17 protein-coding genes are annotated in these 17,977 nt (G+C 54.4%); 10 read left to right on the forward strand and 7 right to left on the reverse strand.

Annotated elements, in window-relative coordinates; genetic code table 11:
* Positions 1-65 precede the first annotated feature (65 nt).
* From ACMHXH_RS17800 to ACMHXH_RS17820, 5 genes are all read left to right on the forward strand, one after another.
* Complete coding sequence (locus ACMHXH_RS17800) at positions 66-806, forward strand: hypothetical protein (protein WP_335911889.1); 741 nt, start codon at positions 66-68, stop codon at positions 804-806.
* Positions 807-821: 15 nt separating this feature from the next.
* On the forward strand, positions 822-2,582 hold the full coding sequence (locus ACMHXH_RS17805; RefSeq protein WP_335911886.1) for an aryl-sulfate sulfotransferase: 1,761 nt from the start codon (positions 822-824) through the stop codon (positions 2,580-2,582).
* A gap of 48 nt (positions 2,583-2,630) precedes the next feature.
* Positions 2,631-3,245: a thiol:disulfide interchange protein DsbA/DsbL gene (locus ACMHXH_RS17810; protein ID WP_226684395.1), complete on the forward strand. Its 615-nt coding sequence runs from the start codon at positions 2,631-2,633 to the stop codon at positions 3,243-3,245.
* A gap of 10 nt (positions 3,246-3,255) precedes the next feature.
* Positions 3,256-3,870 carry a disulfide bond formation protein B gene (locus ACMHXH_RS17815; protein WP_039033087.1) on the forward strand — a complete coding sequence of 205 codons (615 nt, stop codon included), beginning with the start codon at positions 3,256-3,258 and terminating at the stop codon, positions 3,868-3,870.
* Between the two features lie 132 nt (positions 3,871-4,002).
* The gene (locus ACMHXH_RS17820) at positions 4,003-5,280 is read left to right on the forward strand and encodes an O-acetylhomoserine aminocarboxypropyltransferase/cysteine synthase family protein (protein ID WP_335911884.1); all 1,278 of its coding nucleotides are present in this window, start codon (positions 4,003-4,005) and stop codon (positions 5,278-5,280) included.
* Positions 5,281-5,318: 38 nt separating this feature from the next.
* Here ACMHXH_RS17820 and ACMHXH_RS17825 read toward each other — a convergent pair whose 3' ends face one another.
* Both ACMHXH_RS17825 and ACMHXH_RS17830 read right to left on the reverse strand, forming a co-directional pair.
* On the reverse strand, positions 5,319-5,780 hold the full coding sequence (locus ACMHXH_RS17825; protein ID WP_335911881.1) for a DUF1090 domain-containing protein: 462 nt from the start codon (positions 5,778-5,780) through the stop codon (positions 5,319-5,321).
* An 87-nt stretch (positions 5,781-5,867) separates the two neighbouring features.
* Positions 5,868-8,942 (reverse strand): DUF2339 domain-containing protein, encoded by a 3,075-nt coding sequence (locus ACMHXH_RS17830; RefSeq protein ID WP_335911879.1) that lies wholly within the window; start codon positions 8,940-8,942, stop codon positions 5,868-5,870.
* 253 nt (positions 8,943-9,195) lie between these two features.
* On the opposite strand from ACMHXH_RS17830, the gene mpl reads away from it, so the two are divergent.
* The 5 genes from mpl to ACMHXH_RS17855 all read left to right on the forward strand — a co-directional run bounded on the left by mpl (position 9,196) and on the right by ACMHXH_RS17855 (position 13,586).
* Entirely contained in the window at positions 9,196-10,578 is a 1,383-nt protein-coding gene (gene mpl / locus ACMHXH_RS17835) for a UDP-N-acetylmuramate:L-alanyl-gamma-D-glutamyl-meso-diaminopimelate ligase (RefSeq protein ID WP_144361585.1), read from the forward strand.
* Positions 10,575-11,216 (forward strand): flavin prenyltransferase UbiX, encoded by a 642-nt coding sequence (locus ACMHXH_RS17840; protein ID WP_025010042.1) that lies wholly within the window; start codon positions 10,575-10,577, stop codon positions 11,214-11,216. Before mpl ends, ACMHXH_RS17840 begins: the two co-directional genes overlap by 4 nt.
* Positions 11,217-11,223: 7 nt before the next feature.
* A complete protein-coding gene (hpt, locus tag ACMHXH_RS17845; RefSeq protein WP_039033092.1) occupies positions 11,224-11,754 on the forward strand; it encodes a hypoxanthine phosphoribosyltransferase in 531 nt (176 codons plus the stop codon).
* 126 nt (positions 11,755-11,880) lie between these two features.
* A complete protein-coding gene (locus ACMHXH_RS17850; protein ID WP_039033093.1) occupies positions 11,881-12,819 on the forward strand; it encodes an ABC transporter ATP-binding protein in 939 nt (312 codons plus the stop codon).
* Complete coding sequence (locus ACMHXH_RS17855; protein ID WP_071475780.1) at positions 12,816-13,586, forward strand: ABC transporter permease; 771 nt, start codon at positions 12,816-12,818, stop codon at positions 13,584-13,586. Before ACMHXH_RS17850 ends, ACMHXH_RS17855 begins: the two co-directional genes overlap by 4 nt.
* Before the next feature lies 1 nt (position 13,587).
* Here ACMHXH_RS17855 and ACMHXH_RS17860 read toward each other — a convergent pair whose 3' ends face one another.
* The 5 genes from ACMHXH_RS17860 to pcnB all read right to left on the reverse strand — a co-directional run bounded on the left by ACMHXH_RS17860 (position 13,588) and on the right by pcnB (position 17,865).
* Positions 13,588-14,094, reverse strand: coding sequence for a DUF4124 domain-containing protein (locus ACMHXH_RS17860; protein ID WP_071475781.1), 507 nt, complete (start codon positions 14,092-14,094; stop codon positions 13,588-13,590).
* Between the two features lie 158 nt (positions 14,095-14,252).
* Entirely contained in the window at positions 14,253-15,098 is an 846-nt protein-coding gene (panC, locus tag ACMHXH_RS17865) for a pantoate--beta-alanine ligase (RefSeq protein WP_039033096.1), read from the reverse strand.
* Positions 15,099-15,117: 19 nt separating this feature from the next.
* Entirely contained in the window at positions 15,118-15,912 is a 795-nt protein-coding gene (gene panB, locus ACMHXH_RS17870; protein ID WP_039033097.1) for a 3-methyl-2-oxobutanoate hydroxymethyltransferase, read from the reverse strand.
* Between the two features lie 77 nt (positions 15,913-15,989).
* A complete protein-coding gene (gene folK, locus ACMHXH_RS17875) occupies positions 15,990-16,478 on the reverse strand; it encodes a 2-amino-4-hydroxy-6-hydroxymethyldihydropteridine diphosphokinase (RefSeq protein ID WP_071475782.1) in 489 nt (162 codons plus the stop codon).
* A 1-nt stretch (position 16,479) separates the two neighbouring features.
* The gene (pcnB, locus tag ACMHXH_RS17880) at positions 16,480-17,865 is read right to left on the reverse strand and encodes a polynucleotide adenylyltransferase PcnB (RefSeq protein ID WP_202932874.1); all 1,386 of its coding nucleotides are present in this window, start codon (positions 17,863-17,865) and stop codon (positions 16,480-16,482) included.
* Positions 17,866-17,977 lie beyond the last annotated feature (112 nt).

Here is a 17,977-nt window from a genome sequence, read left to right on the forward strand (position 1 = left end):
TTAGTTCACCTATTCAATTCTGCTTCTGTAAATAATTAACTTGAGTCGGGAAGGAAGGATTGAATATGAACACGAAATTGTTATACCCCTTAATTATCTCTGCCTGCCTTGGTGGCCACTGTCAGGCGGCTATGCTGGCTGTTGAAGCCGGGATGATGGATTGGCAATCCAAAGCATCGGATTATTTTGGCGAGGCCAAAGACAATAACCCATTTATCACTCTGAAAGGTGCCGTTGGTAATGAGTATGGGGATATTTATGGCCATGTAAAGTGGGAAGACCCGGATGATGGAGCCTACTACGGCACAGAGATTAATGTGATAGGTCAGATTAACTTAGGGGCGACAGATTGGAATCTCTATGGCCAAGTGTTTGACAAGAGTAAACCCAGTTGGGGCGAAACCAACACCATGTTGGGACTGAGCTGGGACAAAAGTTATGACGATACTTATCTACAAGTTGCTCTGGCAGGACATTTTGTCGATGCCACTTATAAGAGCTTTGACGCTAACTTTGAAGGTGGTTTCAACGGTGGGTATGTTTATTTTCTGGCAAGCCATAAGCTAAATCTATTTAAGCAAGACTTTAAGTTGACCTGGTGGCAAGAACACTTTTTTAATCGCGAAGATGATTATTTGATTTTATCTGGTGATGGAAAAGATTTTGGTTTTAATGGAGCTTTATCTGTTAATTGGTCTTTTAGCAAAAATCTGAGTTTTATCCTGAGTTATCGGTATGCGGAAAATAACTTAGGAAAACAAGGATATCACGACGCTATTTTTTATTCCCTGCAATATCAACTTTAATTGGAAGGTGACAAGATGAAAATGAAGAGACTGTGTTACTTAATGTTGGCGGCATCCAGTCTGACATTAACGGGTTTCTCAACCCAGGTGATTGCCGGCGGCGATCTGCCGGGTACCAGTTCCAGTGCCATACCTCAGGGGCAGTTGGGATTTGTCTATGTAGATCCTTACAAGTTCAGCCCTTTGGTGGCGGTGATCGATCTCGGTGGCAAGTCCATCAGTGACGTCAAGGTCACAGTAAAAGGCAAGGGAAAGAAAGGGATTGATATTCAGTACCCTGTGGGATTGACTCAGCTCAACACCCACAGTGGTATTCCGGTATTTGGCCTCTATCCCGATTATCTGAACCGGGTTGAGGTCAGCTACAAACTGGCCGGTAAGTCAGTGACCGAGGAATACAAGATCCGCACCAGCGCACTGCCTCACCTGCATATTGACGGCAATGCCCGCACCCAGTACGAGTATGAGCCGGTCAAAGTCGCCAAAGGCTTTGAAAATAGATTCTATCTGGTTGATGGGCAGGTGATACCACCCAATATCCGTGACCACTGGGACTGGATCCCGACCCAGAACATCATAGATACCAACGGCGATGTGCGTTGGCATCTGAACAGCGATGTTATCTATGACCGTCCGGGCGGCTCCATGTCCTTCAAGCAGACCCGTGATGGCAAGCTGATCTTTGGTCAGGGTTTGATGTTTGAACTGCATCAAGGGTTCCAGGTGCCTTACTACGCCAAGTATGACTTTATCGGCAAGCCTATCTTCAAGCGCGAACTTCCACGGGGCTTTAATGGCTTCTCCCATGAGATCACCGAAATGCCCAATGGTCACCTGCTGTTGAGGGTGGGTAAGCGTGATTATGTCACGCCGGATGGCCTCAAGGTCGACACAGTGCGCGACCATGTGATTGAAGTGGATCAGAACGGTGATGTCGTTAAGGTTTGGGACTTCAACAAGATACTCGACCCTATGCGTGACACTGTGCTTAAGTCATTGGATATGGGGGCCGTTTGCCTGAACGTGGATGTCTCCAAGGCCGGTGAAACCAAAACCACCGAAGAGCTGGCCAGCGAACCCTACGGCGATGTTGCCGGGGTCGGAACCGGCCGCAACTGGCTGCATATCAACTCCATAGGTTATGACCCGGCCGATGACAGCATCATTGTCAGCTCACGCCACCAGTCTGCGGTGATCAAGGTTGGCCGTGATAACAAGGTCAAGTGGATCCTCGGTACTCCCGAAGGTTGGAAAGGAGAACTGGCCGCCAAGGTACTGAAACCCGTTGATACCAAAGGTAAGGCACTCAAGTGTGACGCCAAGGGCTGCGAAGGCAGCTTTGACTGGACCTGGACTCAGCACACGGCTTGGCCGGTACCGGACAGGGGCACAGTCACAGTGTTTGACAACGGCGATGGCCGCGGTCTGGAACAACCTGCGCTGCCGACCATGAAGTATTCCCGCGGCGTCGAGTACAAAGTCAACATGGGCAAGATGACAGTGCAGCAGACCTGGGAGTACGGCAAAGAGCGGGGATACGAGTGGTATAGCCCAATCACTTCCATCACAGAGTGGCAAGCGGATCACAAGACCATGTTTATGGCCTCGGCTTCTGCCGGATTGCTGGAAGGGGATAAGGCTCCCGAGCATTGGATCACCGAAGTGGATCCCAAGACCAACGAGGTCAAGGTCGAAATCAAGGTGAAGACCCTGATGAAACACGAGCCTGGCTATCGCTCTACCGTGGTTCACCCCGAAAGTATGTTCAATCGTTGATTATTTTTGTGGCGGCAGCCGGGCTGCCGCCTGTTTGGAGTCCGTATCATGATGAAGAAAAGTCTGTTGGCACTGAGTGCCCTGTTGTTGTCCTGCTCTGTTTCTGCCGCCAAATATAATGAAGGCGAACACTATCAACTGTTGGGGGCCGCCAGCTTTGATGCTCCCAATCAAGTGGTGAAGGTGTATTCGGTCAACTGCCCCTTCTGCTACAAGTACGACAAGGCAGTGATCCCCGGCATGGTGAAAAATCTGCCCAAGGGGGTGACCTTCGATGATTATCACATCACCACCAAGCCGCCATTCGGCATGGAGAAAGCCCTGGTGCTGGCTTATGCCCAAACCCAATCCGAGCAGGCTTTCAAGACAGTCAAGATGGCACTGTACAAGAAGTATCATGACGACAAGGCCCGCTTTGCCTCCGCCGATGAAGTCATCGACTTTGGCCTCAAGGCCGCAGGCCTGGATCGCGCCGGTTTTGAAGCGGCCAAGAATAGCCCTGAGGTGCAACAACTCTTGAGCAAATGGGACAGAGGCGTGGAAGTCGCCAAGATCCAGGGGATCCCGGCACTGGTGGTCAATGGCAAGTACTTGATCAACACCAAGTCTATTCGCAGCATGCAGATGCTCGATGAATTGGTGGCCGAACTGGCCGCCAAGTAAGGAGTAACGGATGAATAAATTGAGTATGCTGTTTCGGGAGTTTACCCAGGCACCCGTTCCCACTCTGGCCCGCTGGCAACAGGGGCGAATACTCTGGAGCATAATGCTGGGCGCAGCGGTATTTTTGCTCGCTTCCGCTATGGGCTATTTTCAAGTGTTTCTGGAGATGGACCCCTGCGAGCTGTGTGTCTACATACGCTTCAGCCAATGCTGCATAGTACTGGCCGGTGCCATCATTTTGATCAATCCGAAGAACCATGTGCTCAAGGCCTTGGGTGTTGCCCTGGCCCTCTACGGCGTGATCCAGGGAATGGCCTGGTCGATTCAACTGATGAATATCCACGACGCCGCGCACCTGGTAGTGGATGAGTCGATGGACTTCTTTGCCGAGGCAGGTTCGGCGGCAGGTTCAGCCTGCTCCACCGAGCCGCACTTCCCTCTGGGCTTGCCGCTGGATAAGTGGCTGCCATTTGAGTTCGCTCCTACCGGCGGCTGCGGTGAAGATGACTGGTCACTGTTTGGCATGAATATGGCGCACTATTGCATCATAGCCTACTCAGTGTTTGCCATCGGCCTTGGCGGCGCAATAGTGGGTTGGCTGGCGAGCTTCAAGGCCAAGCCATAACTGACAGCTAATCGCACCTGGCAAGAACCACCCTCAGGGGTGGTTTCTTTTTGTTTGGACATCTGGACGTCTGTCTGTTAATTTGATTGCTCACTCATTCAGTCAGCATTATCTGTCATCAAGGAGCGCGAGATGAAACTGGAATCCCTGGCGTTGCACCATGGTTATGAATCGGAAACCACCACCAAGTCGGCGGCGGTGCCCATCTATCAGACGACGTCCTATACTTTCGACGATACTCAACACGGCGCCGATCTGTTTGACCTCAAGGTGCCCGGCAATATTTACAGTCGCATCATGAACCCCACCAACGCCGTGCTCGAAGCCAGAATGGCGGCCATTGAAGGCGGCATTGGCGCGCTGGCGCTGGCCTCGGGAATGGCGGCCATCACTTATGCGCTGCAGGCGCTGACGGAAGTGGGCGACAACATAGTCAGCAGCAGCCAGCTCTACGGCGGCACCTATAACCTGTTCGCTCACACTCTGCCGCGCCAGGGGGTAGAGGTGCGCATGGCCTCGTTCGATGACTTCGATACCCTGGAGTCGCTTATTGATGAGCGCACCAAGGCGGTGTTTTGTGAATCCATAGGCAACCCCGCCGGCAATATTGTCGATATCGCGCGTCTGGCAGAAATTGCCCACAAACATGGTGTGCCCTTGGTGGTGGATAACACAGTGGCGACCCCTGTGCTGTGCCGCCCCTTCGAACATGGCGCCGATATTGTTGTCCACTCGCTCACCAAGTATGTCGGTGGCCACGGTACTACAGTGGGCGGGGTGATCATCGATTCGGGCAAGTTTGATTGGGTCGCCAATAAACACAGATTTGCTGTGCTCAATCAGCCGGACCCCTCTTACCATGGGGTGGTGTATACCGAAGCCTTCGGCGCGGCGGCCTATATCGGCCGTTGCCGAGTGGTGCCGCTGCGTAATACCGGCGCGGCTTTATCACCACACAGCGCCTTTTTACTGTTGCAGGGGCTGGAGACCTTGAGCCTGAGGATGGAGCGCCACTGCAGCAATGCCGAGGCGCTGGCAAGTTACCTGCAGTCCCATCCGCTGGTGAACTGGGTCAATTATGGCGCCCTGGCAGACAGCCCTTATAAGGCCAATTGCGACAAAATCACCTCGGGTAAGGCGTCCGGCATTATCAGCTTTGGTATCAAGGGGGGCAAAGAGGCCGGTGGGCGCTTTATCGATGCGCTGCAGATGATCCTGCGTCTGGTGAATATAGGCGATGCCAAGTCACTGGCCTGTCATCCTGCCACCACGACCCACAGGCAGCTCAACGCCGAGGAGTTGGCTCGTGCCGGGGTGAGTGAAGATCTAATCCGGATCTCTGTGGGAATTGAGCATATAGACGACATCATCAGCGATGTGGCCCAGGCGCTGGAAGCGTCCCAGGCTTGATGATGTCATCAATAAGCCCCGCCAAGCGGGGCTAATACTTATCTGGCGTCCATCTCGGACTTCAATCCACGTATTTCAGCTTCTTTAGCGCTGATTTTAGCTGCTGTTTTAGCCTCTTCCTCGGCCAGTTCTCGTTGATATTTGGTGACCTTATCGACTTTGCCCTTGCGCTCGGCCTCGGCGATATCGGCGTTCAGTTTGGCGCGTTCTTCGGCCAGTTCTTCACCTAACTCGCGAATCTCATTCTGCTTGTCACGGATCTTGTTTGCCAATTCATCGCGTGAATCTTGCTGCTTTTGGATTTCACCGGCCTCAGTGCAGTGGGCACGGACTTTGGCCAGCGCAGTTTCCAGCCCCCGTACTCTGTGGCTGTTGTTATGCTCTTTGGCATCAAAGATCTGCTTTTCGATTGCGGCTTCTTTTTTGGCGCAATGACCACCGGCCAGGGCGGGGAGCGAAAACAGAGCCAGGGAAAATAGGGTTATTTGGGTCAGTTTCATAAATTACCAAGAATGGAGTAAAAGGTCGTTAGCAAAACTTCAGTCAGACTTATTCCCAAAGGCGCCCACAGGCGCCTTTGAGTTGGTTTATTGTGACAGCAGCCGGGCTCTGGATTTCTGGTAGAAGTAAGCCACCCCGAGCAGCAAGGCGCCAATCAGCATAAAGACGATGATCTTTTGCAGCAGATCGGCGGCGGCCATATCCAGCAGCAATACCTTGAGGCAACTGATGGCAAACAGACCTGCGGCCAGTTTGAGCATAATCTGGCAGCCGGGACGCAGGCTGAGGAACATCAGCCAGCAGCCGTGGGACACCATGAGCACTGTGCTTAAGGTGGCATCGAATCCGGTTGGCATCTGGTAGGCCAGAGGCAGATAGGCCAGCAGCAACAGGGCATGCCAGGCGATAAACACCATATTGGTCGGCAACTGCTGACGATAGCGTCTCATGGCCAATGGCCGTTTACGGATAAACAGCGCCAGCAAGGCCAGGTTGCAAGCTTGTGCCAGCGCCATCAGCCAAGGTTCAGAGGGCCGGGTCAGGGCATCGAGCTGCAACGACTGCAGGCTGTCGAGCCAGGTAATCCAGGGCAGCAGCAAGGCGATAAAGAAGCTGGCAAAGGCAAAGGGGTAACCCGGGCGCAGGGCCTTGAGCGGTTTGCGGCTGAGCAGGATAAAGAAGTAGCCGCTCAGCACCACACTGCTCAGTGCCAGAGTGTGGCTGAACAAGACCTCCAGGCTGTGACTCACCACTGCCAGCAGCAGGGCGCCATAGAAGGGTGACAACTGCCAGCCGAGTCGGCAGGGGCCTTGCCAGAGCCTTGGCAAGAATGGATAGCGCCACAGCAGCAGACCGGAATAGAGACTGCCCAGCAGCAGTGCGATAAGCCCGGGCCATTGTCCTGCCAGGCAGGCAACAGCAGTTTGGGCTATAGCCAGCACCAGCAGCACATCCGCTTCGCGTTTCAGTATCGGCTGCCTGAACTTGCGGGCCAATACTAAGCTGACAAAGCAGGATAACCACAAGGCCGGGGCTAGCCAATCTTCAAAGCGAAGGGCAATTTTGGGCAGCCACAGCAGTGGCAAGAGCACCAGGCAGGCCAGGCGAGTGTACCAGGCCAAACGCTTAAGCTCGCCCTTGGGATGGAAGCGCCGGTATGCATACCAGGCCAGTAATAAGCAGAGGAACAGCTCTACCCTGGCGATTTGCGCATACAGCGGCTGAGCGCGGAAACTCAGGCTATGCACATCCACAACGGCGAAGATGACCTGAGCCGCCAGCGGTAACAACAAGGCCCAGGCCAAGGCCTCGCTGACCCTGAGTTGTTGCCTGCGCGCGAGTAGCAGCAAGGTCAGACTCAATCCGGGAATTATCACCAGGAAGTAGTTTTCACTTATCAGCCAGGCGCTAACCAGGGCTAAAGACACCAGCAGCACGTTGGCAAGCTCGCGTCCCAGTTGCAGCAGTTGTTGCTCCCAGCGGCTGAGCTCGGGCTGTTTGCCCAGCAGTTGGTTAAAGCCAAATAACGTAAGCGTGCTTAGCCCCCAAGCCAGCAGCGGCAGTGACAAGAGCACCGGCGCTTCATTGAGCATATCACCAAGGGCCAACAGGTTGATGACCAGTCCCAGAGCCAGCAGGGTGATGGCCTCGATTCGCAGCGAGGCTTGCCGCTCACCGCAACCTAGCCACATCAACAGCAAGGCTTCGAGCAGTAACACCAGCCCCAGCAGCTCACCACTGAGCAGGCTGAGCGCGGCAAAACCGAGACAGGCACCGGTCGCCAGCCATAATAGCGTCTGCAGCTGTTTGTCTTGTTTAAGCCAGAGCGACAGGCCGATAAGCACGGCGGCGTTGGCCAGCAGCAGCTCGCCGGCGTGGGGGCTGAACTGGCTCAGGCTATAGACCCAAAAGGCCAGCAAGGCCGCCGGCAGAGCCAGCAGCCTGTGGCTGAGACCTTCCCGGCCAAACAGCCAAAGGCTGCCAAGTCCATAGCCATAAAAGAGGCCATGCAGGGAGATGAGCGCCAGAACTCCCATTATCCCTTGCCCTTGCAGCGGCAGATCGACAAAGAAACTCAGGCTCTCGATACAGGCTATGTGCAGTATGGCTGTCGTTTCCAGCAGCACAGGCCAACGTATCTTGTGACTCAAGAGTAAAGAGCAGCCGCCAATCAGCAGCAGGAAGGGGAGATACATCAAAGGCGCCTGACTGCCGGAAAGCAGCATCAGTGGTGCCAGGGAGCCACCCAGCAAGGCGACTATGCTGATGACTCTGGCTTCCAGTTTCAGCGCCAGACTGTAACCGGCTACAGTGATAAGCAACAGCAGCAGATAGCTGACGCCATCCGGTACCAGCTCGAAGTAGGGACCGACAAAATAGGCGCACAGATAGTTGATAATCAGCCCAAGGCCCACTAGACCCGAGCCGAAATCGGCCATTGCTCGTTGCCGTTTGCGGATAAAGGCCCCCAAGGCCAGAATGCCATTGGCGCAGACAAAGCCGGTCAAGGCCTTTCCGGTATCCGACAGCCAGTGGTTCATGGAATATTGCAGCAGATAACCAAAGCCCAGAGTCATGGCGATGATCCCGGCCAGGGTCATCATAAATACCGGCCCCTGACCTTTGGCTTGATAGTGCTGATAAAAATCTTTGGCTTGTGCGAAGAGTCCCAAAAGCGGGCTCAGCATAGCGGCAAAAAAAGCGGCCACAGCCTGATCAAACTTACGCCCCCAGTTGGGAGTCTGCTGCCCTCGACCCTCTTGTGTTTGGGGGGATACTTTTGGGGCGGCGGTTTGCGCTTTGGTTGCAATTGGTGTTGCGGCTATTTCAGCTGTTGTTGGTTTGGTGTGCTCGATAGGCTGAATATCGGCCCTGCGCTGCCAGGCGTCCTGGCGCTGAGCCTGTGACTCGAAAGACAAGTCGGCAGCTTTTGGCTCGGCCTGAGGTTCATTTGGTTCAGGCATTGCAGACGGCTCGGCAACCTTGGCGACCAAAGGCTGAGCTTGCTCTTCGGCAAGCTGATTGACGGCCGCAAACAGCGCCTCGATTCTTTGTTCTATCGCGTCGAGGCGGATATCTGTCCTGATTTCCAGGTTCGTCTCTTTGAGTTTGAGATCTTCAAGCTCGCGCCTGAGATGTTGGAGTTCTTCCGTTAACTGCATGCTGCTTTCCTGATGCTAATCGCATTTGCGTAGGCTGCGGGCATTTTAAACGCGCGGCCCTGTCCTGACCAGCGTTCGGCTCAGATTTTGGAAAATTCCTTTATCTATTAATCACATTGCTTAGCGGAAGATGAGAGAAAGCTGAACAGCAGGCAGAGGCCTCTCGCGTCTTGCCGGTGGCATAGGTACAATGAGCGGCATGCAAACTCGCCCAACGTGGGGCGAGCGGACTCACTGCAGAAGGATGGCCTTAATGCACGTACATATTCTGGGGATCTGTGGCACTTTTATGGGGGGCTTGGCACTGCTGGCCCGCGCCATGGGACATAAGGTCACCGGCTCCGATGCCAATGTATACCCTCCCATGAGCACCCAGCTTGAGCAGCAGGGAATAGACCTTATTCAGGGGTTTGATCCTTCACAGCTGGATCCCGAGCCGGATCTCGTGGTGATAGGCAATGCCATGAGCCGCGGCAACCCCTGTGTGGAAGCCGTACTCAATCGCGGCCTGAAATACACCTCGGGCCCGCAGTTTCTGCATGACCATATATTGCCCGAACGTTGGGTATTGGCCGTTTCCGGTACCCATGGCAAAACCTCAACCGCCAGCATGTTGGCCTGGATCCTCGAAGCCTGCGGCTATCAAGCTGGCTTTTTGATTGGTGGAGTGCCGCAGAATTTCGGTATTTCGGCCAGGTTGGGCGAGTCGCCTTTCTTTGTGGTCGAGGCCGACGAATATGACAGCGCTTTCTTCGACAAGCGCTCCAAGTTTGTGCATTACCAGCCAAGAACCCTGGTGATCAACAACCTGGAGTTCGACCATGCCGACATCTTCGACGATCTCAAGGCGATACAGAAGCAGTTTCACCATCTGCTCAGAATCCTGCCTGGGGATGGCCGGGTGATCTGGCCGCAAGACAGCCAGGCGGTTGCCGGCGTGATAGCCAAGGGCTGCTGGAGTGAACAGGAAACCTTGAGCCATGAAGCGGGCCAGGGTGACTGGAGTGCCAGAATGCTGGCAGACGATGGTCACGAATTTGAGCTATTTTTCCGCGGTGAATCCCAGGGCATTTTGAGCTGGGGCCTGATTGGGCGTCACAACATAGACAACGCCACCATGGCGATAGCTGCGGCGCGTCATGTTGGAGTCTTGCCGGTAGATGCGCTCAAGGCGCTGGCAGACTTTACCCCGCCCAAGCGTCGTCTTGAGTTACTGGGCAGCGTAGAAGGGGTCAGCGTTTATGACGACTTTGCCCATCACCCAACGGCAATCGCCACAACTCTTCAGGGAATGCGCGCCAAGGTAGGCCAGGGCAAAATCACTGTCGTGCTTGAGCCTCGCTCCAACACCATGAAGCAAGGGGTGCATAAAGACACACTGGCCAACTCCATGGCCCTGGCCGATGAAGCCGTGTTGTATCAGGCGGATAATATCGATTGGGATATTGCCGCGGCCATGCAGGCGGCACCGCTGCCGGTACAGGTTTTGCACGACATAGATGAGATAGTGGCCAAGGTCAGTGGTGAAGCCAAGCCCGGCGATACCGTGCTGATCATGAGCAATGGTGGCTTTGGCGGCTTGCATCAAAAGTTGCTCCAGGCCCTTAAAGCCAGAAGTGGCGAGGTCAAAGCGTGAAATATCAGCAGATTAAGAGTATCAGCCTCGCCTGGACCGGCGCCTCCGGGGCGCCCTATGGGCTGAGGCTGCTGGAGTGCTTGCTCAAGGCCGAGTTTCGGGTTTTTCTGATGGTGTCCAGCGCCGCTCGGGTGGTGCTGGCAACGGAACATGGGCTCAAACTCAGCAGCGCACCGGACAAGGCCACAGAGCAGCTCAGAAAACTATTTCCCGAAGGCGGTGAACTGAGAGTGCTCGGCAAGGATGAGTGGTTCTCTCCACCGGCGTCTGGCTCAGCGGCGCCAAAGCAGATGGTGATCTGTCCCTGCTCAACCGGCACCCTGGCTGCGGTGGCCACAGGTATGAGCAACAGCCTGCTGGAGCGGGCCGCCGATGTAGTGCTCAAGGAGCGCGGTCAGCTGTTGTTGGTGCCCAGAGAGACACCTTTCAACGCCATTCATCTTGAACATATGTTGAAACTCAGCCAACTGGGCGCCATCATAATGCCGGCCGCACCCGGCTTTTATCACCATCCCAAATCCATTGAAGATCTGATAGACTTCATGGTCGCCCGGATCCTGGATCATCTGGGTGTCGAACATGCATTAACGGATCGCTGGGGTTATGACAAACCCAAAGACAGTGAGATCGACAATTGAGAGTGATATGAAACACACCACCGAAGTGATGATCTCGGCAGAAGAGATCAACCAGAAACTGGATGAATTAGCCGAGCGCATCAATGCGCATTATGCCAATGCCGACAAATTGCTGATGGTCGGCCTGCTCAAGGGCTCAGTGGTCTTTATGGCCGATCTCTGCCGTCGGATTAAGGGCCATGTAGAGATCGACTTTATGTCTGTTTCCAGCTATGGCAATGCCATGACCAGCACCAGAGACGTGAAGATACTCAAAGATGTTCAGTCGGAAATCGCCGATCGTGATGTGTTGATCGTCGAAGATCTGATTGACTCGGGCAACACGCTCAACAAGGTACGCGAAATGCTGCTGCTGCGTGAGCCAAAGAGCCTGACGCTCTGTACTCTGCTGGATAAGCCGGATCGCCGTGAAGTCGATGTACCGGTAGACTTTGTCGGTTTTACTATTCCTGATGAATTTGTGGTCGGTTACGGTATCGACTACGCCGAGCAGTATCGCAACCTGCCTTATATCGCCAAGGTGATCCCGCAGGAGTAAGCAAGCTGTGATGTCGGCTTTGTTTATATAGTAAGACAGACTCCCGCCACGGCGGGAGTCTTGCTTTTTGCGTCCCGGGCCGCTGCCGATACCCCAGGTATTGGAGGCTCTTTAGGAGAAACATCTATGACGACCAAAGCTCTGGCGTTGGAGCTGGACAATCTTAAGAAGACCTATAAGGGCGGTGTCGAAGCCGTCAAAGGGATCAGCCTGAAAGTGGCTCAGGGTGACTTTTTTGCCTTGCTCGGCCCAAACGGTGCCGGTAAGTCCACCACTATCGGTATCATAAGTTCGCTGGTGCACAAAAGTGGCGGCAGTGTGCGGGTCTTTGGCCATGATCTGGATAAAGAGCTGGAGCAGGCCAAATTGTGTATTGGCCTGGTGCCGCAGGAATTCAACTTCAACCAGTTTGAGACAGTACTGCAAATCGTGGTTAACCAGGCCGGTTATTACGGTGTGCCCAGAGCCGAGGCCCATAAGCGGGCCGAGAAATATCTCAGGCAACTGGATCTCTGGGACAAGCGCAACAGCCAATCCCGGCAGCTTTCCGGCGGCATGAAGCGGCGTTTGATGATAGCCAGGGCCTTGATGCACGAGCCCAAGCTTTTGATCCTCGATGAGCCTACCGCCGGGGTGGATATAGAACTGCGGCGCTCCATGTGGGAGTTTCTCAAAAAAATCAACGCTGAAGGCGTCACCATCATACTGACGACCCACTATCTGGAAGAAGCGGAAATGCTCTGCCGCAACATAGGCATTATCGATAAGGGCGTGCTGGTGGAATGCACCAGTATGAAATCCCTGCTGTCGAAACTGGATATGGAAACCTTTGTGTTGGATATCAAGCAGCCGCTTGTTGAGGTACCCAAGCTTGGCGATATTAGCGTCAGGCTTACCGATCCAATGACCCTGGAAGTGGACTTGGTGAAGTCCCACAGCCTGAACGCCGTCTTCGGTTTACTGAGCGAGCAGGGGATTGAAGTGCTATCCATGCGTAACAAGGCCAATCGATTGGAGGAGTTGTTTGTGAAACTGGTTGAAAATGCCCAAGGAGGCCAGGCATGAGAGGTCTGTATCTGGTTGCCTTCAAGAGTATTTTAATCAAGGAAATTACCCGTTTTACCCGCATTTGGATACAGACGCTGGTACCGCCGGCGATCACCATGACACTGTATTTCCTGATCTTCGGTAATCTGGTGGGCAGTCGCATCGGTGAGATGGGCGGGGTGTCCTATATGGAGTTTATCGCCCCGGGCCTTATCATGATGTCGGTGATCACCAACTCCTACTCCAATGTGGCATCTTCCTTTTTCAGCGCCAAGTTCCAGCGTAACCTGGAAGAGCTGATAGTGGCGCCTGTGCCTCATTATGTGATGATAGCCGGCTATGTCGGCGGCGGTGTCGCCCGTGGACTGTTGGTGGGCCTGATAGTGACCCTGGTAGCCATGTTCTTTGTCGATCTCAGTGTGCAGCACTTGGGATTGGTGATAGTCACAGTGTTTCTGACCTCAGTGCTGTTTGCCCTTGGCGGCCTTATCAATGCCGTGTTTGCCAAGAGCTTCGACGACATCAGCATCATCCCCACCTTTGTGTTGACGCCGCTGACCTATCTTGGCGGGGTGTTTTACTCGCTGTCGCTGTTGCCTGACTTTTGGCGTGGCGTATCGGCGCTGAACCCTGTGGTGTATATGATCAACGTGTTCCGCTATGGTTTCCTGGGATTTGCCGATATGAGCGTGCCGCTGTCCATTGGGGTGATGCTGGGGTTCTGTGCGGGTCTGTGGTTGCTGGCCTATTATCTGATCTCTCGTGGGATAGGGCTGCGCAGCTGATTCAGGGCTGAGCCTCGGTTTTCTGCTGCAGCAATTGTCTGTATTGCTGCAGCTTGGCTATCTTGTCATCATTGGCGCGTTTGAGCTCATCAAAGTGGGCATTTATCTTGCCGCGCTGCTCAATAAATGCGGGATCTTCCCGCGCCATTTTCTGCCAATAGCGTTGCCGCTCCTGCTTTTGTAGCTCGCTGGTTCGCAGTATTTCCAGATAGCTGTTTTCCTGCTGCAGCCGATAGACTTCGGCTTCCAGTCGGCGCAACAGCTTGTCTTCGGGCAGGCTGTCGTTTTCCAAAAGGGATTGCAGCGGATCAACTCTTTCTCCCTCGGCCGTTTCCGTGGTCACGCCATACTGGTATTCAATTCTGTGCTGGGTGAAGGCTTGTGGGCAGGGCTGCTGGCTGAATACCACCTTGTCTTCTTTGATACATTTATAGACGGTACCTGCCTGAACTTGCCAAGCGAGCAGCAGTGCAACAAAGAGCCAGAGTCTGGGCTGTCCGGACAACATTGGGGTGGGAATCCTTTCGTCACATATCTAAAACAAGTGTAACCAATATGACTCAAACCTTTATTGAAGACCAGTTTTTGACTAAGGAAATTATTGTGGCTGGGGGAAGCTATTGGGCAGAAAATGGAGGGGTAGCTATCCTACCCCTTAAAAAGAGATCAGCGTGACAATATCATATTGTCTATGAGGCGGGCCTTACCCAGATAAGCGGCGGCCAGGATCACCAGCGATTTGTCATCGCTGTTCACAGGCTTGAGGCTTGAAGCTTCACGCACTTCCAGATAGTCGGGCTCAAGCCCGGCGGCGCGCAGGAACTCCTTGGCATTGCTGATGGCCTGGTCGATATCCTGTCCCAGTACGATCGCCTCGGCCAGTTTATCCATGCTTGCCTTGAGCTTGGGCGCCAGCGCCTTTTCGGCCTCGGTGAGGTAACCATTGCGCGAACTCAGCGCCAGGCCGGAATCCTCGCGAACGGTTTCTACCCCTATGACTTCGATGGGCAACGACAGATCGGTCACCATGGTCTTGATCACCAGAAGTTGTTGGTAGTCCTTACGGCCAAACAGGGCGATATCCGGCTGCACTATATTGAACAGCTTACAGACTATGGTCGCGACTCCGCGAAAATGCCCTGGACGGCTGGCACCGCAAAGCTCATCGGAGATCCCGGGGACTTCCACAAAGGTCTGGGCATCCAGCCCTTTGGGGTAGATAAGCTCGGGTGTTGGGGTAAACAGCAGCTCGCAGCCGGCTTCGGTCAGCTTCTGTTGATCGGCGCCCAGGGTGCGGGGATAAGCATCGAGATCCTCATTCTTGCCAAACTGCAATGGATTGACAAAAATCGAGGCCACCACGTGATCGGCGCGGCGCGCAGCTTCGAGGATTAAACTCACATGCCCCTGGTGCAGATTGCCCATGGTAGGGACAAAGGCGATGGTTTCCCCCTTTTGGCGCCATTCCCGTACCCGGGCACGGATCTCATCTATTTTGGCTGTGGTCAGCATAATCTGGCGAATCCCCGGCTCAGTTAAAGGTGTGCTCTTCTGCGGGGAATTGTCCCTGCTGAACTTCGTCGATATAGGCCTTCACGGCCTCACGGATTTCACCTGTCTGCTTGAGGTAGTTCTTGGAAAAGCGCGGGATATAGCCGCTGGAAATCCCGAGTACATCGTGCATCACCAGGATTTGGCCATCAGTATCCTTGCCGGCACCTATGCCGATCACCGGAATTTGCAGCGCTTCGGTTATCTGTTTTGCCAACGCTGCCGGGATACATTCGAGTACCAAAAGTTGGGCACCGGCACCTTCCAGCGCCTTGGCTTCATCGAGGATCCGCTGGGCGTTGTCGGCATCGCGGCCCTGCACCTTGAAACCACCGAACACATGCACTGATTGTGGTGTCAGTCCTATATGAGCGCAGACAGGAATGCCGCGCTCGGTCAACATGGAAACCGTTTCCAGCAACCATTGGCCCCCTTCAATCTTGATCATGTTGGCGCCGGCCTGCATCAGCTTGGTGGCATTGGTCATTGCCTGTTCGGGAGTGGCGTAGCTCATAAAGGGTAGATCGGCCATCAACAAACTGCGGCTGATGCCACGGCGAACACAGCGGGTGTGATAGGCCATCTCCTCGACACTGACAGGCAAGGTATCATCGTGCCCTTGCAGAACCATTCCCAATGAGTCTCCTACCAGCAGGACGTCTACACCTTCGCTGTCAAAAGCGGCGGCAAAACTGGCGTCATAAGCGGTCAGAGCGGTAAATTTTCTACCTTCCTGCTTGAATTTACGCAGGGTAGCTGTGGTGATTTTAGACATAATGCTCTTCTTATTAACCGAGTAAAGTGGTGTTATATGCCATGAAGCTTTGGACTGCAACGATCCGGCTCAGTTTCTCAGCCGGAGGGATGGAGCAATTGCAGCGATTGGCGCATGGCATCGGTGATCAGTGTGGCTATGCCGGTGCCGCAGGGCAACACCAGCGAAGGATTGAGTTCTTCCAGTGGAATGAGGACAAACTCACGGCTCTTGATGCCGTAGTGCGGCACAGTGAGCCTTGGGGTCTGTATCTGCTCATCGCCGTAGAGCAGCAGGTCCAGATCCAGGGTTCTGGGCCCCCAGCGCACCAGGCGTTGTCGACCTTGCTGCAACTCGATTGCCTGCAAGGCGTCAAGGAGTTCCAGCGGCGCCAGTTCGGTCTCGAAACAGGCCACCGCATTGACATAGTCTGGCTGGGGAACATCGCCCATGGGAACCGAGCGATAGTAGGATGAAACGCGAAAGCTGCCTTGTTGCGCCAGTTGTTGCAGCGCCAGGCAAGCACTATCAAGCTGGCGCTCGGGAGAGTCCAGGTTGGCGCCCAGCGCCACATAGACTCCGGTCATCTTACTCGGCCGCCTGTGGTTTTTCGCTTGGGCGACGTGGCTTGCGGCGCCGGCGCTGATTGGCATTACGGTTGCGGCTGCCGCCGGTTTTGTTGCCGCTGCGTATCAGTTGTTGTCTCTTATCATCATCAGACTCGACAAACTGTTGCCACCAACTGGCTTGTTTGGCCAGATTACCGCCTTCGGCATTGGCTCTGAGCAGCAAGAGATCGTAGGCGGCGCGGAACTTGGGATGCTCCATCAGTTTAAAGGCGCGGCCCCCTTGAGAGCGTTCAAAGCGCATCTGTAACTGCCAGATATCCCGTGCCGGAGTGCTGAAGCGGCGTGGAATGCTTACCGAGCGGCACTGCTGCTCAAGTACATCGCCCATGGCGGCAAAGAAGGCATCATAGGGGCTGAGACCGCTCTCCAAGGCAATATCCTGGGCGCGGTTTTGCAGCGGATACCAAAGGAGCGCGGCATAGAAGAAGGCCGGTGTCACAGGCTTGTCTTCACCGACGCGCACATCTGTGTTGTGCATCATTTCGCTCAGCAGTCTGCCGGCCGGGCCCTTGGGATCGTCCCGCAGCAGGCTTTCCACCAGAGGGAATATCGGTGCAAACAGCTGATATTCGCGCATCATCTGATAGTTGTTCAGTGCCTTACCGGCGAAGAACAGCTTGAGTACTTCTTCGTACATACGCGCCGCCGGAATATCTTTCAGCAGCGGAGCCAGGCTCTTGATCGGGGCCGCAGTGCGCTTGTCGATGGACATCCCAAGCTTTGTGGCAAAGCGCACGGCCCGCAGCATACGCACCGGGTCTTCCCGATAACGGGTCTCGGGATCGCCAATCAGTCGCAGGGTTCTGGCGTTAAGATCATGAATACCGCCGCCATAGCTGCGAATGGAGTAGTCGGCAATATTGTAATAGAGGGCGTTGACGGTAAAGTCGCGGCGCTCGGCGTCTTCATCTATGTCGCCATAAACATTGTCGCGCAGCAGTCGTCCGGCCGAATTGACCTTGGAAATCTTCTCTTCGCTGTTACCGTGGTGGCCGCGGAAGGTAGCCACTTCAATAACATCCCGGCCAAAGACGATATGGGCCAGGCGGAAACGACGGCCAACCAGGCGGCAGTTGCGAAACAGCTTCTTGATCTCTTCCGGAGTGGCATTGGTGACCACGTCAAAGTCTTTCGGATCCAGTCCAAGCAGCAGATCGCGTACGCCGCCACCAACCAGATAGGCGTTAAAGCCAGACTTATGCAGGCGGTACAAAACCTTGAGCGCATTCTCGCTAATCTGTCTGCGGGAAATGCTGTGGCCATCGCGCGGGATAACCTCCAGGCTCAAACCTGTGTCTGTGTTGTCTTCTTGTTGAGCCTTGGCTGTCTGACCATCGTCAAACAACTGCTTACAAAACTGACTGATACGGCGAAAAATGGGACACCTCGGAACGTTAACGCAAAATAAGGGTTAAAAACTGGCGGCTATGATATACCAAATAGCGGGCGATGAGTAT

It is taken from the genome of Shewanella sp. BJSY2023SW001 (assembly GCF_047314685.1).
Classification (GTDB): Bacteria; Pseudomonadota; Gammaproteobacteria; order Enterobacterales; family Shewanellaceae; genus Shewanella; species Shewanella indica.

Bases quoted from the DNA above. Each gene is read 5' to 3' on its own strand.
- ACMHXH_RS17800 (WP_335911889.1), top strand. From the start codon at position 66: ATGAACACGAAATTGTTATACCCCTTAATTATCTCTGCCTGCCTTGGT.
- ACMHXH_RS17805 (WP_335911886.1), top strand. From the start codon at position 822: ATGAAAATGAAGAGACTGTGTTACTTAATGTTGGCGGCATCCAGTCTG.
- ACMHXH_RS17810 (WP_226684395.1), top strand. From the start codon at position 2,631: ATGATGAAGAAAAGTCTGTTGGCACTGAGTGCCCTGTTGTTGTCCTGC.
- ACMHXH_RS17815 (WP_039033087.1), top strand. From the start codon at position 3,256: ATGAATAAATTGAGTATGCTGTTTCGGGAGTTTACCCAGGCACCCGTT.
- ACMHXH_RS17820 (WP_335911884.1), top strand. From the start codon at position 4,003: ATGAAACTGGAATCCCTGGCGTTGCACCATGGTTATGAATCGGAAACC.
- ACMHXH_RS17825 (WP_335911881.1), bottom strand. From the start codon at position 5,780: ATGAAACTGACCCAAATAACCCTATTTTCCCTGGCTCTGTTTTCGCTC.
- ACMHXH_RS17830 (WP_335911879.1), bottom strand. From the start codon at position 8,942: ATGCAGTTAACGGAAGAACTCCAACATCTCAGGCGCGAGCTTGAAGAT.
- mpl (WP_144361585.1), top strand. From the start codon at position 9,196: ATGCACGTACATATTCTGGGGATCTGTGGCACTTTTATGGGGGGCTTG.
- hpt (WP_039033092.1), top strand. From the start codon at position 11,224: ATGAAACACACCACCGAAGTGATGATCTCGGCAGAAGAGATCAACCAG.
- ACMHXH_RS17850 (WP_039033093.1), top strand. From the start codon at position 11,881: ATGACGACCAAAGCTCTGGCGTTGGAGCTGGACAATCTTAAGAAGACC.
- ACMHXH_RS17855 (WP_071475780.1), top strand. From the start codon at position 12,816: ATGAGAGGTCTGTATCTGGTTGCCTTCAAGAGTATTTTAATCAAGGAA.
- ACMHXH_RS17860 (WP_071475781.1), bottom strand. From the start codon at position 14,094: ATGTTGTCCGGACAGCCCAGACTCTGGCTCTTTGTTGCACTGCTGCTC.
- panC (WP_039033096.1), bottom strand. From the start codon at position 15,098: ATGCTGACCACAGCCAAAATAGATGAGATCCGTGCCCGGGTACGGGAA.
- panB (WP_039033097.1), bottom strand. From the start codon at position 15,912: ATGTCTAAAATCACCACAGCTACCCTGCGTAAATTCAAGCAGGAAGGT.
- folK (WP_071475782.1), bottom strand. From the start codon at position 16,478: ATGACCGGAGTCTATGTGGCGCTGGGCGCCAACCTGGACTCTCCCGAG.